The following is a 14,886-nucleotide window of genomic DNA, read 5'->3' on the forward strand; positions in this document are numbered from 1 at the left end:
TTCAGGGATGTCACACGCTCAGACAAGGCGTTTGTCTTGCAAAAATGAAGGCAGATCTGCAAATGAGGTTTATTCTGCTCAATTACCTGCGCCCCCGGACGTCTGCGATACGCTTGTACCGCCACAAAAAAAGGCCAATGCCATGACCTCGAAAACCCCTGCCTCGCCCTCTGCGCCCGAGCGCAAGGATGTGACCCCCAGCCACCTGAATTTTCCGGTGGTGGGCATCGGCGCCTCGGCGGGCGGCCTGAAAGCGATCAAGCTGTTTTTCGAGCACATGCCCAAGGACACCGGCATGGCCTTTGTGATCATTCTGCACCTGTCGCCCGATCATCAGAGCATCGCCGACAAGATCATTCAGGAGTCGACGCGCATGCCGGTGCTGCAAGTGACGCAGCCGGTGCCGATCGAAAAGAATTGCGTGTACGTGATCTCGCCAGCGCATTCGCTGTCGATGAACGACGGCTATCTGCGGGTCAGCACGGCCGGTTCTCCGCAGGCGCGCCACACGGCCATCGACCTGTTCTTTCGCGATCTGGCCGATGTGCACCGTGAACGGGCGTTCTGCGTGGTGTTGTCAGGCACCGGTTCCGATGGTGCGGTGGGCTTGTCGCGAATCAAGGAACAGGGCGGCGTGACGCTGGTGCAAGTGCCGGAAGACGCCGAGTTCGACGGCATGCCGCGCGCCGCCATCGAGACGCGCATGGTCGATCTGGTTGTGCCAGCGGTTGAGATGCCGCAGAAGCTGATGGAGCTCTGGCGCAACTCTCAGAACATCAAACTGCCCAGCGCCAATGATCCGAGCCTGAAAGCCTTGAAGCCTGCCAACGAACACGAGGCGGCAATCGCCGAACAACGCCTGCATGAAATCCTGCTGTACCTGCGCAGCAGCACCGGCCACGACTTCAAACACTACAAGCGCGCCACCGTGTTGCGCCGCATCGAGCGGCGCATGCAGGTCACCAGCCAGTCTGACCTCAGCGCCTACTACGACTACCTGCAAAATACCCCGGAAGAAGCCAAGGCCCTGCTCGGCGATATGCTGATCGGCGTGACCAACTTCTTCCGTGACCGCGAAGCCTTCGAAGCCCTTGAGCGCGATGTGCTGCCGCAACTGGTGCAATCGGTTGCCGACTCGTCGGAAAAAGAAGAACTGCGCGTCTGGTCTGCCGGCTGCTCGACCGGCGAGGAAGCCTACAGCCTGGCAATCCTGCTCGATGATCAGATGCAGGTACAAAGCAGCAAGGCCAACCTGCAAGTGTTCGCCACCGATATCGACGAACGGGCGATCACCACCGGCCGCGCCGGCACCTATCCGCAAGCCATTGTCACCGACGTACCGCCAACGCGCCTGCGGCATTATTTCGTCAAAGACGATGTCCACTACCGGATCCGCAAGGAGATCCGCGAGAAAGTGCTGTTCGCCAAGCACAGCCTGTTGTCCGATCCGCCGTTCTCGCAGATCGACCTGATCGTTTGCCGCAATCTGCTGATTTACCTGGATCGCGAGGTGCAGCGGGAAATCCTGCAGATGTTCCACTTTGCCCTGCGACCGGGCGGCTTCCTGTTTCTCGGCACCTCGGAAAGTGCCGATGCCTGCCATGAACTGTTCGCGCCAGTAGACAAGCGCAACCGCATCTTCCGTGCCAAGACCGGTACCCCGAACAGCCGCAGAACACCGACCATGCCACGCGGCGGCTACATGCGCACCAGCGTTTCCCGACCGCCGTCGAAGGCCATCGAGCCCGTCAAGCTGTCGTTTGCCGATATCCACCGCCGCGCCATAGAACGCTTCGCCCCGCCGAGCATCATCGTCGACACCAATGCCGATATCCTGCACATGAGCGAAGCCGCCGGGCGTTTCCTGCGGCATGTCGGCGGCGAGCTGTCACGCAACTTGTTGACGCTGATCCTGCCGGAGCTGCGACTGGAAATTCGCACCACGCTGTTCCAGGTGCAGCAGAGCAATGTCACCGTATGCTCGCGAGAAGTGGTGCTCAAGCGTGAGGAGCGCCAGTTCCGCATCACGCTGATTGCGCAGCCGTACAAGGACGACGACTTCGACAGCGAGTGTGTGCTGGTGACCTTCGATGAAACGGAGATCGATGCGCACGAGCAGGCGCTGACCACGGTGCTGCAGACTGAAAGCCAGGTGCTCTCCAACCTCGAACGTGAGCTGCAACGCACCAAATTGCATTTGCAGGACACCATCGAACAGTCGGAAATCTCCAGCGAAGAGCTCAAGGCTTCCAATGAGGAGATGCAGGCGATCAACGAAGAACTGCGCTCGGCCACCGAAGAGCTGGAGACCAGCAAGGAAGAGTTGCAGTCAATCAATGAAGAGCTGTTGACGGTCAATTACGAACTGAAGACCAAAGTCGAAGAAACCGACAAGATCAACGATTATCTGACCAATCTGATCGCTTCCACTGACATTGCTACGGTATTCGTTGATCGCAGCATGCGCATAAAGTGGTTCACGCCTCGTGCCACGGACATCTTCAGCATGCTGCCGGTAGACACCGGCCGTTCGCTGCTTGATATCACTCATCGCTTGAATTACCCGGCAATGGCCGAGGACGCTGCGCAGGTGTTCGAATCGTTGAACATGATCGAACGCGAGGTCAACAGCACCGATAATCGCTGGTACATCGCCCGTCTATTGCCTTATCGCTCCAGCGAAGACCATATCGACGGCACGGTGCTGACCTTCATCGACATCAGCAAGCGCCGCGAAGCCGAGGAAGAGCTGCGCCTGGGCGAAGAACGCATGCGTTTGGTCGCCGAAAGCACCCGCGATTACGCAATCATCATTCTCGATGAAATGGGTGTGATCACCAGTTGGAACAAGGGTGCCGAACTGATCTTCGGTCACCCCAAGAGCGAGGCCGAGGGGCAGTTCTACGATTTCATTTTTACCGGCGAAGACCGCAACGCCGGTATGGCCGAAAACGAACTGGCGACGGCTCGTCTGCACGGGCGCGCCCAGGACGAGCGCTGGCACGTTCGCAAGGATGGCAGCCGGTTTTTCTGCAGCGGCGAAGTCACGTTGCTCAGCGGCGATCATCTGCAGGGTTATGTGAAGATCGCTCGCGACCTGACCGGGCATAAACGCACGCAGGACGAGCAAAGCCAGGAACTGGCCCAGACACGCAACACGGTGTCCCTGCGCGACGAATTCTTTGCAGTCATGTCCCACGAACTCAAGCATCCGTTGAACCTAATTCAGCTCAATGCCGAACTGCTTCGTCGCCTGCCGATGATCCGCACTGCTGGCCCGGCGACCAAAGCCGTCAACACCATTTGCGATGCTGTGAACAGCCAAGCGCGGATTATCGACGATTTGCTCGACGTGGCTCGCGTACGCACCGGCAAGCTCAAGCTGCAATTGACGCGAGTCGACCTCAGCACCGTACTGCGTGACATCCACACGGTTGTGCTGAATGAGCAGCATGCAACGCACATCGACCTGCAACTGCCGGAAGAGTCGCTGTTCATCCATGCCGATCCTACCCGTGTTGAGCAAATCATCTGGAACCTGGTGAACAACGCGCTGAAATTCACCCCACCGACCGGGCGCATCGAATTGATTGCCAGCAAGAGCGGGCAAATGGCTCAACTCAACGTCAAGGACAACGGCGTCGGCATTGCCGCAGAAAACCTCGAACACGTGTTCGACCTGTTCGGCCAGGCGGAAAAGCAGCACACCAATCATCAACGCGAAGGGCTCGGCATTGGCTTGTCGCTGGTACGGCAACTGACCGAGGCGCAACACGGCACGGTACGGGTCGCCTCACCGGGGCTGGGCGCCGGATGCACGTTCACCGTATGCCTGCCGCTGGCAACCGAAACCGTAGAAACCGCTGAGCAGCCGCCGGCAGAACCGGAGTCGGGCAAGCTGGTGGGCTTGAGCATTCTGCTGGTTGATGACTCGCCGCAAGTGCTCGAGACCTTGAAGATGCTGCTGGAAATGGAAGATGCCGAGGTGACCGCGTTCGACCATCCCGTGGCCGCCCTGAAAGCAGCCGAGGGCACGCGCTTCGATCTGATCATTTCCGACCTTGGCATGCCGGTCATGAGCGGTTATGAACTGATGGCTGCACTGCGTAAGTTGCCGCTGGTGAAAAACGTACCGGCGATCGCGCTCACCGGTTATGGCACTCAGAGCGATATGCAGAAGTCCCGTGAAGCCGGCTTCGATCAGCACTTGGGCAAACCCGTGGCGTACGACGATCTGATTGAAACCATCGAGGCGCTGCGCCGCTCGGAGTTGCTATAACAGCACTCAGCACAGATAAGCGCGCTGCACGCAGACCCGGCGATCGATCGCCTGCTGCAAACGCGCCTTGCTCTCGGCCCAGAGGCCGGGATCGACGCGCGTGCGGCGCATCAACTCAAGCACGACGGCTTTGGCTTCCAGGTATTCCGACCAGGCGTCGGCAGCCTTGAGCTTGAGCCGCTCGGTTTCGCTCATGTCCATCCGGCGCAGGGCCAGCGCCAGAGGGTCAGTCGCCACCGTACTTAAAACGCATTGCACCCGGTGCGGCGCGGTGAAGCCCTGATAGTCGACAACGATCTCCCGCGCCCGCCGGGTGCCCCACTTCAAGGCCAGCTCGCAGGACTCCTGGGTTTCATGATCGTGAAACTCTTCACTGACCGCCCGCCCGTCCGGCAGATAAACCCCGACGAACACCTGTGTCACGCCGCTTGTGTTGATCCGCGCCTGCACCTCGATCTGCAAGCCGTCGCTCAACACCTCTTCATGGCTGTGCAACGCTAAACGGCTGTTGGTCCAAAACCAGTACTGGGCACCCCGACGTCGCACCATGGCTGTCCTCCCTTGGGAGTCGGAAATTAAGGCACAGATCCGGTGGATCGCCACAACAATTCGTCGGCTGACGTTAAACGCAAAAAGCCCCGTCGCACGGTAAATGCGACGGGGCTTTCGGTGTTGAAGAAGTGGTGTCCCAGGCGGGGTTCGAACTCTTATCCGAGACCTCCCTCCCTTCGCAACGCCCAATCGACGCCGTAACCATCTAGAAATTAAGGGGTTTGTAGTCAATTTCTTCGACGAACCCAATACGCGCCTAGACTCATATTAGCTGCCAGAATGGATCCAGGATCAAAACGGCACGCGGTATTTCTGAAGAATTATGTAAAGACGATCCAAATACCGCTCATCGATGTCGACGAAATGGAACAGGGACCTCGGGACAAAATACGGCTAGCTACTACGACAAGCCTGCGTGTTAGCGTCCGTCAGCCCAATCCCATACCGGCTGAGGGGCACGGCCTTGGACTTCAGAAAGAATAGCCAGCGAATTTATGCCGTTACCTATCCAGAGATACGACGCCGGGAGAAAGGAGCTATGCCCCCCCAACTAACACGGAACAATCACTACGTTCCGGTATGGTACCAAAAGGCTTTTTTGTGTCCTGGCGGCTCCCAATACTATTACTTGGATATTACTCCTGATCAGAAAGCCCTCCCCACCGGCCATGTGGTCAGCAGCCGCGCCCTTTCGAAATTCGGGCCAAAGAGGTGTTTCTGCACATTTGATCTGTACACGACACAGCTAGGATCTACGCCTAACGATGAAATCGAACGTTATCTGTTCGGTAAAATCGATGACCAAGGCTCAAAAGCAGTTCAAGCCTACATAGCAGACGACGTCACTTCGATGCATGACGCATTTCAAGATTTCTTTGAATATCTAGATGCGCAGGTACTAAGGACGCCAAAAGGACTGGATTGGATCAGGTCCCGCTACCCCTCCCTGACGCAGCTTGAATTGATGCTTGAGATGCAGAGCTTGCGGCTCATGCATTGCACTATGTGGGCAGAAGGAGTACGTGAGATCGTCTCTGCTGTGACCTCGGACGTGAAGTTCATTGTTACCGACCATCCCGTCACCTTCTACAACGCCGCATTCCCGCCCTCCCTCAATGACCCTGACCCAACCTCAGGTCCCTCTATCGAACAGATTGGCACTCAAACCATTTTCGCGCTCGACGCTGATAACTGCCTTATTTTGACCCACCTGGAATATGCGAAAAACCCAGACGGTGCGAATCTGAAGTCCTCTCGCACAAATGCTAGGTACCGCGCGAGCAGTTTGGTAAGAACAGATGGCTTAATTAGAAAACGAAAACTGGCTTCCGATGAGGTGATAGCGATCAATCATGTGTTGAAAAGCAACGCACGACGTTTCATCGCCTCTGCCAATCAAGACTCATTGCATCCAGAGAAACACATCACTCTAGCGTGGCCCGACATCTCAAAAGTACTCCTCCCACATCCTGATGACCTGTGGAACTTTGGAGGCGAAATGTATGTAGGGTATGAAGATGGATCAAGTCAGTACCAAGACGCATATGGCAGAACATCCACTGCCCACAGATACCTGCAAAAGAAAAGACCTTCAACGAACCTAGGATCAAACGATCCTTGCGGCTGTGGGAGTGGCCGAAAATTCAAACGCTGCTGCAAGGACATACCAGAGAGCGAGCGGCCGTCTTGGCTTATTTACGGTATACGCGAACGCAACCTGATGCTTTGTAGTGCGGTGGAAGACATCCTTGATTTAAGGAATGGGAAAAGCTGGGACGACGTACGGCGCGAGCTAAGTGATGATCACGTTCGGCGCATCCATCAAGCGGTTGGCGCAATTTGGCCCATTGATACGGACCTAGTAGAAATACTCCCTAAGCCAACTGAGGACGTCTTCAGGGTTATTTATCTAGGCGCGCCTGACCCAAGCACGATGCCAAAAAAGATTATCGGCTGGCTGGCATACTTTGATGAAATGGTAATCGCACACCCGTTCTTGAACCCTTTAAGAGTCAAACCGGAATTTAGCCCAGTTCAAACTCCATCGCAGCACAAAGACCAAACCCTGAGAAACGTTTTGCTGCTACTGATGCTTGAGCCCTACATTGAAGCCGGGTATATCCACTTGGTGCCAGATCCATCAGATTTTAGCCATGAGTTCGCGATGACAACGATGCAGATGTCAAAGGATCGAACCAGAGGATGGAAGCCGGATCAGGAAAGCGCTGACCAGTTGAGAGGTCTGCATCGTGATGAATATATCGGGAGCCTCAAACGTCTATCTGAAAACTCTCTCCGATATCAGGTACAAAAACAATGCCCTGGGATGCGCATTGATCAGGTCGATGTCATCGTTAAACAAATGAAAGCAGAGCTGCTCGCGGATCCCTGCACGCTGCTTCAGCCAATAGTAATCGGGGATGCAGGTGTTCAGCTGAGGACAACCAAAGGCTATGGTCTGGAGGTAGGCATGTACCTTGCGATGCTGACAGGATCTGCCATCTGCACCGACATCAAAGCAATCTGGCAACAATTGCACGAGCACACAAACGCATCAAAATGGAATGAAGACGACGACGTTTGGCAGGTTGTCGTCAACGCGGTTTTCGCTAACGTCTTCCCTATTGAACTGGATTTTGAAGCCGCTTTTTTTGCTCGAAAACGAGGTACCGGTGGTGAAATGAGAAAAATCCTAGGCAAAATCAAGAGAGCGACTCGGGACAATACTGTCGCAGCTAAAGCTGAATACCTAGCATCAGAGTTTAAGAAAGTAGCAAAACTTACAGGCACCAAAATGTCACCACTGACATCAACACCTGGCACGAAAGGAAGACTTGAGATTTCGATTTCAAAAGGTGGATTCGAACGAAATGATATTAGGCGATTACTTCTTACATTTGGTCGATCAAAAGTAGCACAATTAGTCACACTTGCATTATTCACTGAGACCTAGATCGCCACCAGAAACACCAAAAAACTTTGAGATGCAACCTAGTGGTGCTTAAGGTGGGCCTGGTAATTCTTTTTCCTTCCAATCTAAAAAAGCTTCGAACATATCTGCCGGTACAATTATTGGGCGCATAACACTTGGTTCGACTAACGCCCCTCCATCCACGCTGCAAAACTCATTAAAATGTCTGATTAGCAACTCCGCAATCATAAACCCGGCGTCTGAATCCATTTTCTTTTTGCTAGGTAAAACTTTATCAGTATTGCCGATTGACTCTTGAAGCTCCATAAGCTCAAGTTCCAGTATCGCGTACTTATTGCTCAACCGGTTTAACTGAAGCTCAAGCTCTAACGCAATCTCATCATCTTGTCTATTGGCACCATTGGGATTCAACCTAGTGAACCAATGGTTGAGCACACGACGGTATACTCGGGACTTCAATAGAGTAGTAGCGCTACATTCACGCACATTGCTTAGGGCTAAGCTAATATTGTGACAAACCATCCCGTCTTGTAAGATCTCACGTTCGCGCTTTGCTATTTCAGCAGCGACATACTCGGCGAGGTGAGAGACATAGCAAAATTCTATTTTCTTCGATTCGAGATCTTGAAGTATCTCATCGATAAATTTAAGCCGACGCTCCTTTCTCTTATGCTGCCACAACGTGAAATTGCTTCGTCTAGACATAATTCACAACCCAAGCTACGCGTTAGGAATATCATTTTCCAGTAGAAATCCTTGGCTGCCCGGTGCCTCGTCAATCAGTGCAGCAATCCACTGTTTTTCGTCCATGTTTATGTACTTAACAAATTCATCAAGATTTAAATTATCGAACTCAAGCCCGGAACGGATCATTCCCGCTAATTTTACTGATGAGGAGTAACCCGCAGGCATCGTAAGTGCGGCAATGACACCTTCATTTTGAACAAGGAGTCTCCGAACAGCTCGGTCAATTTTAATCCGGAAGTCTTGTGACATCGACTGCTCGTAAAAGCAGGTTTCAGCAAGGCGTAAGAAAAAACCTTCTGAGGACGAAGGCTTCACCTCAAAACGCTCAATTTGCTGAAACAATTTCACTGTATCTGCACTCAAGTATTTAGGGGTTGGAACGTCTGCTTTTTTGCATTCGTTGATCATTGCCCATAGCGATTCTTCGACGACCATCCACCCTACAGCTTCCTTAGCGGCCTTATTTAGGCGTTGTTCGTAAACGACCATCTCCTTTTTGGTTATCGCGTTGTTATCGATATATTGTTTTACCAAAGAGACCATTTGCAGATATTCCTCTGCTAATTGTTGTCTCTTCGCCGCCACAGCAGCTATGTTGCTTGCAGAAAAAATTGCGTAAGGACACCGAGTACAATTGCGTTCCCCGTACTCCTTTACCACTTCTAGCGGGCATTGAAAGCCACATGCACACATGTGCGTATATTCGACGCCTATCGCTCTCGAACGATCACTCGCAATAATTTGTAGGCCATTTTTCTTGATGCCGGCGTTTGCGTCAGCGGCAATAGAAAACAACCCTCGACTCGCAGCTATGGCCTCGAAATTTTCATGATCTCTTAGTGCCTCCAGGGAAGTGCTTATTTCGCTAATCGAAGGTAGCCCCTCAAAGGGGTTAGTCAAACATAAGCTCGCGTCACGATTGTTGAACGCTCCTTGGATATTGCGACGAAGCAGATGCTGACCTTTACTATACTGACGTACGGAATGCTCTTTTTGCCCCGTGAGCATGACTATTGTTTCTGGCGACAACACGGTACTCATTGACGTAATGAAGGAAGCCCGCGCGCCATGAGGTGTTACTTTCGCTCTCAGGTTAACAGGGCAATAGTCTCCCAGATAAGTTGTGAGTGCCCATGAAGACTTTGGAATATTTCGCGAAACCACTAAAACTTTAGACTCATCAATACCCTGCAACCAATCATCCCAGTCAAAAAACTGCTTCTGTGGGTCATTACTTTTTGGTAGAAGTGCTACTAGTTGGGCGTCATCTATTTCATTTTTTTTCATCCAACACTGAAAACTGTAGCATTGGGCAGTCCAGAACCTAGCATAAACCGCATCAATAAACGGTTGACCGGTTATGGGGTCGGCGGCAAATAATGGAAGAATTTTCCCCCATTTTGAATGAGATTTACCTTCATAGTATACTTCCTGCGTAAAACCTTTCGCGCCCTTAACAATCATTTTATTTCGCCAATCTCGCTGGCTGTCAAGCAACCATAGAGCCTGCATTATCGATACAATAACTAAAGGCGAAGATGAAACTTTATCCGTATTTAACCAGAGACAAGTTAGTTGCAAGGGATTCGTCGAAATCCTATCCGACACCCTATCGTAACTGCGCGCATCCAACCATTGCGCAGTCTGCCCCCTAGTTCCAACTTCCAAAAGGAAAAGACTAAACCGAATGGAACCAGGATTATAAAACACCTCTAAATTAATCTCTGCGAATACAAATATATCGGGATGCACATCCATTACAGGAACTATCGCAGACTCCCTGTAGACGATTGGCACATAGCCAATATCCGAAAAGCTCACCATCTTCCCGTCATTTTTCGCTTTCTCAACCAGTTTTGACAGCTTAGTCGAATTAGAGTGGAGAAATTCGCTTGCGTATTCGATTGCATAGAGGAAATCCACATAAAGAAGCTGATCTCCAGGGAATATGTTCTTCGTAACAGAGGCATACTTGAATGAAGCAGGCAATTTAAGAACCGGTTGCTTTAAACCTTCACATCCGGGTAGATCTGGCCCAAAATCAATAAGCACCTTAAAGAGTATGAAAATTTTATGTAGATTCTCATAGCTCTCAACGAAGTCTAACTCACGGAAAAACTCTAAAAAAGATAAAGGACGACCGATATTTAAAGGCAACGTACAATTGTAATGTACGGACGCCTTGAATAAATTTGGCGCACTCGGATACTTATAGCCTGTATTTGGATTAGCATGAATCCAAAGCGGAAGATACAACAAAACATAAAGATTTAACCTACCTATGGCAGTGCGATACGGCTTGCTACTTTCCAAACCACTTTTATATTCAAAAAAGAACTCCTCAGCAGTTTTCCAGTTTTCAAATGCGCTACCAATGTCAATACCTAAAGATCTTAAAGCCTCGACGACCTCAAATTTGCCGATCTCCTGAACGGAGAAGCTAGCGGATCCTACACAAGTGATTTTTAAAACGTTTCTAATCACCTCCAACGGCTCTATAGTTACTGCTAGAGCATCTCTTAAAATTATTTTAGTATCTGTAAACTTAGCAACTCTAGCGGCGCCAGACTTTACGTCTTGCGCCCACTTCTTTACATCTAACGCGAGTCTTCCTTCAAAGCTATCGTTTAGTATATCTAGAATTTCAAGTAGCGGGATACCAGCCTTGCCATTTTCCATTGCTGCGGTCTGGAACTCTCTCCAAGCCTGGAGTTCTGGAGAATTTATATCTTCCGGTTCATACCACGTTGAAGATAGAAAAATTTTAGCGGCCGTTTGGCAGATTCGGGCTAACGTTTTATCATCACCATATTCTTTAGTTTGAGTCTTGTGCTCACCATTGACATCCATCGTCCGAAACACTTGGAAACATTCACTATAGAAACCATGTACAGCACCTACATTGTCAACCCACTCACCTATTGGTCTTACAAATGAATAGGGTAGGAGAACTGCCCGCTCAGCGTGAAGTAACATGAAAAACACTTTCAAGGGGTTACGTGCCCATTTTGCAGACGTATCCCCATAATAGTTATCCAACTCTGGAAAGGCACAACTCAATAGATTTTTGTTGCTTTTTATCTGAGCTTCTGGAAGTCCAGAAAAAGCACACCAACTATCAAGAATATTTCCTACGTTACTAACATCTACGTCTAAGCGATTGAATCGACGAACAAAATGCTCGTAACGCATTTTGGTTGTTTTCTGAACACAAGAGTGATCCATTAACGCATTGAATGTTTTGTTCAATGCAGAATCGAAGCTTTTTAAAAGTTCTTCGCCATGCTTTAATAGCTTTAACTCGCAGCTGAAGTTAATCATTTTCGGCCTCCTCATTTACCAGATGCTTGAACATGGCTAACCTCTCACTCAAATATTTAACCTGATGTTCAGCTTCCGATAACGGCGCTGATGCTCTTCGCTTTGCATTTCCATATGAGATTTTTTCTAAGACAATTTCGTAATCAGCTTTGGCATAACACATTAAACCTCGGATATCCCTATGCCCCGTCAACTGCATCAACTCCGAATCGCTCAAACCAACCCCTCTATTATGCTCAAGGAAATTCTTCATAAAATAAATATAGCTGTGCCTTAGAGAATGCAACCCCATTCCCCTGCCCGAAATACCACACTCGTTGAAAATTGAATTCGCGGCTCTTTTAAATGGCACCAAAACAACAGATGAATAATCAGACAAGAACAAGGGTGCGCCGTCTCTAGTTTGAAAAATGAAATTGTGCCCACACCCTGGTATGTATTCATGCTGCTTATACAGTTCCAGATAGTAAAAAAACAATGTACCGTAAGGCTCTAGCAACGCCGTGTAGGGTGTCGTACGGCTTTTCCAGCATAACTTGTTAGCTTGTACCTCGCTTATACCTCTATATGCCTTACTGAAATTTTTTCTCAGCTTCGGATCAACCGCATAAATTTGCCGTTCGGCATAATCGATATCTTCACGAAGAACTTGAAGTGCCTCTGATGCCCTTAACGATGTTGCAGCCATCAATGACCATAGCGCGGCGTCCCTGTAACATGTTGCAGATCGAATCAACTGTGTGATTTTGTTTAGCGGAAAAAATTTTTTGAGGCGGAATATTGTGCCGCCATTAGCTGAAGGAACATGCGCGTCAGTTTTTTTATGGGAAGTCATATTGCCACCATTAGAGCTTCTAGCATATTCAGTATTGTTCCGCCCCCGTTCTTCTCCAGGCTTCACGCTTGTTTTTATTTCGCTTATATTTCCAAGAAGTTCCAAATCATATGGCGAACCGGCATTGAACCCCGACTCTTTATAATCTGCTAATTTATCTAAGTAGCCACGACTAAATTTTACGAACAATTCAATTGGCGCGTGATAAGCTGACGAAGTATCCACTCCCACAAGAGGGGATGGTTTAGTTCGACATATTTTTTTCACTACTTCAGATGCGGCATTGGAACCATGAACCAAGTAAGAATGGTATCCTCTATGCAATAGATTTATATTGGCCTTTGACAAAGATAAAAACTTACATCCTTCGGCCATGTAGTCGAGATAATTGGCCTGGCGATAACCATACTGCTTGACCGTATGCGGGGCCTTATTTCTGTCCACCAAATCCTGCATAAACATTGTAAAAGGCAAGTACTCTTTGCCGTCCTCTTTTCCCCCAACGTGAAACAGCCGTAAAATCTCAACTCCCTCGTACAATGAGTGCACAGGACTGAAGTTAATATATTGCTGCTTCATCGTCTTCACCCGATGATTACTTTAACGAAGTGAACCATCCCAAAAAAAATCAACAATCAAGAAAATTTTTAAAATAATTAAAATGCGTTATTGCGACCAGTAATAATGACTTATAGTGAACAGGATCGAATTACTTAAAAACACGCAGTAATAGTGGTGCGCGGTGTGACTTAGCTTTTTCACTACGCGGTGCAGGCAAAAGCGATGTGAGCGCTGTGCAATGCTCAATAGTTTAGAAATAGTGAGAATGCTGCCTCGTAGGTTAGGGCGCTATAAATCGAAACGACCAAGGCCGGTCCCTATCTAGATATTGACACATAAATCCTTGAACCTCTCCGTAGCCGATGTATACGCGACCGTTTGACTGAGTCATGGTCAAGGCCTTGATTTCAAGCAATTCACTTCTTGCCAGCAAATCTGTGAGGAAACGCACGTTGTCTATACACAGAAGCTGTTCAGCCAAGCGAGAATCCTCGCCACCTCCATGTAATTTCATGGTGCCTAATACCCTAGAGAGCCAAAACTCCGAAGTTCCAATCGATGTTTTCAGCAAAGAATGTAACAACAGACAATCATTATCTATCGACTCTCTTTTCAACCACGCGAACGCCAACAGTGGTAGGTAGGATAAAATTGAGCCGTTGGAAATAGGAACCACTTCGAATACAACTCCGCTTATCTCCTCCAGTTCCATCGCCTGTTCAAGAATGCCATACACTTGAGGATCGAATATATCCAAATAAAGTATTGGCACAATCCCACCTCCTAACTTGGTGAGTGACGATATAAAGATTCAGAGCGTTAACAGGAACTACAGAGATTTATAAAAATGTAGCTGATATGTTCGCTTATGCAAACAATATTTAATTAGCCATGTCATGCTCTATTGAAAATCAAATTTACTCCAACTATTTCAGCCCCATAGAATCAATTAGCCCACCACATGTACTAATTGACGTATCAGACACGTTGAGTTTTACGCCCGCTCTGCTTTGGATGGTGCTCGGTTCGCCACTGCCGTGTTCGCCCTCAATGTCCGTTCAAACGTCCAAACGCAACAAACCCGAATTCATTCGCTGGTCACTGCACTGCCTTTCCTTTTCCACGATCAATTGCCCCCATCGATACACGTTATGCCTATCGTTTGTTTTTCTCGGTCCGGGCACGCCGTTACCTTGGCTGTATCTTATGATCACTGGTCCTTCTTATGAAAAATGTCTTTGGTTTGAATGTTATATTTTCAGCACTTACTGCCACGCCAATTCCACGTGTGTCTTTTTAGGAGGACAGCACCTTCAACCCGTCTCCTTCTGACGTGAACAGGGCCCGGACGTTGCGCAGAAGAGATAAGGCCACCGACCATCTCGATGGTGACGCCCGTAGGTAATTCGGGAACTAAGCTCGATGAGCTGCGAATTGAAGCCGTGCGTCTCGCATCGCTTCAAAACCTACCTGAGCAGCCGTGATCCGTTTGGCTGAAGCAAAGAATCTGATCTGTGGATTGGATATTTTGGTGCACCACGAGGACTGGAATCCTCATGGCTCTCACCTTTCCACGACGAGCTGGATACTTCAGAGCCCCAGGTGACCGGCGATTCCCCGTTGGCTCGATCCTGGGTGATGTACTTCAACGACCTACAC

The 14,886-nt window shown here is 49.7% G+C and carries 7 protein-coding genes; 2 read left to right on the plus strand and 5 right to left on the minus strand.

The features are described from left to right. Window positions 1–142: 142 nt before the first annotated feature. Window positions 143–4,279 carry a CheR family methyltransferase gene (locus ACP7D9_RS11440; RefSeq protein WP_426157477.1) on the plus strand — a complete coding sequence of 1,379 codons (4,137 nt, stop codon included), beginning with the start codon at window positions 143–145 and terminating at the stop codon, window positions 4,277–4,279. A 6-nt stretch (window positions 4,280–4,285) separates the two neighbouring features. Here the strand turns inward: ACP7D9_RS11440 and ACP7D9_RS11445 are convergent, their stop codons facing one another. After that, entirely contained in the window at window positions 4,286–4,825 is a 540-nt protein-coding gene (locus tag ACP7D9_RS11445; RefSeq protein WP_426157856.1) for a hypothetical protein, read from the minus strand. 469 nt (window positions 4,826–5,294) lie between these two features. Between ACP7D9_RS11445 and ACP7D9_RS11450 the strand changes: the two genes are divergently transcribed. Continuing rightward, window positions 5,295–7,784, plus strand: coding sequence for a DUF4238 domain-containing protein (locus ACP7D9_RS11450; protein WP_426157479.1), 2,490 nt, complete (start codon window positions 5,295–5,297; stop codon window positions 7,782–7,784). Window positions 7,785–7,832: 48 nt separating this feature from the next. Here ACP7D9_RS11450 and ACP7D9_RS11455 read toward each other — a convergent pair whose 3' ends face one another. The 4 genes from ACP7D9_RS11455 to ACP7D9_RS11470 form a co-directional block, all read right to left on the minus strand. Continuing rightward, complete coding sequence (locus ACP7D9_RS11455; protein WP_426157481.1) at window positions 7,833–8,468, minus strand: hypothetical protein; 636 nt, start codon at window positions 8,466–8,468, stop codon at window positions 7,833–7,835. 15 nt (window positions 8,469–8,483) lie between these two features. Then, window positions 8,484–11,831 carry a hypothetical protein gene (locus ACP7D9_RS11460; protein WP_426157483.1) on the minus strand — a complete coding sequence of 1,116 codons (3,348 nt, stop codon included), beginning with the start codon at window positions 11,829–11,831 and terminating at the stop codon, window positions 8,484–8,486. Then, window positions 11,824–13,245: a site-specific integrase gene (locus ACP7D9_RS11465; RefSeq protein WP_426157485.1), complete on the minus strand. Its 1,422-nt coding sequence runs from the start codon at window positions 13,243–13,245 to the stop codon at window positions 11,824–11,826. The genes ACP7D9_RS11460 and ACP7D9_RS11465 overlap by 8 nt, the downstream gene beginning before the upstream one ends. Window positions 13,246–13,507: 262 nt before the next feature. Further along, entirely contained in the window at window positions 13,508–13,999 is a 492-nt protein-coding gene (locus ACP7D9_RS11470; RefSeq protein WP_426157487.1) for a hypothetical protein, read from the minus strand. Window positions 14,000–14,886 lie beyond the last annotated feature (887 nt).

Origin of the sequence: Pseudomonas sp. TSRC2-2, from assembly GCF_049897785.1 — a bacterium.
Taxonomy (GTDB): Bacteria; Pseudomonadota; Gammaproteobacteria; order Pseudomonadales; family Pseudomonadaceae; genus Aquipseudomonas.

What these genes read in the sequence shown, in the direction of transcription:
- ACP7D9_RS11460 (WP_426157483.1), bottom strand. Translation starts at nt 11,831, where the DNA reads ATGATTAACTTCAGCTGCGAGTTAAAGCTATTAAAGCATGGCGAAGAA.
- ACP7D9_RS11440 (WP_426157477.1), top strand. Translation starts at nt 143, where the DNA reads ATGACCTCGAAAACCCCTGCCTCGCCCTCTGCGCCCGAGCGCAAGGAT.
- ACP7D9_RS11455 (WP_426157481.1), bottom strand. Translation starts at nt 8,468, where the DNA reads ATGTCTAGACGAAGCAATTTCACGTTGTGGCAGCATAAGAGAAAGGAG.
- ACP7D9_RS11465 (WP_426157485.1), bottom strand. Translation starts at nt 13,245, where the DNA reads ATGAAGCAGCAATATATTAACTTCAGTCCTGTGCACTCATTGTACGAG.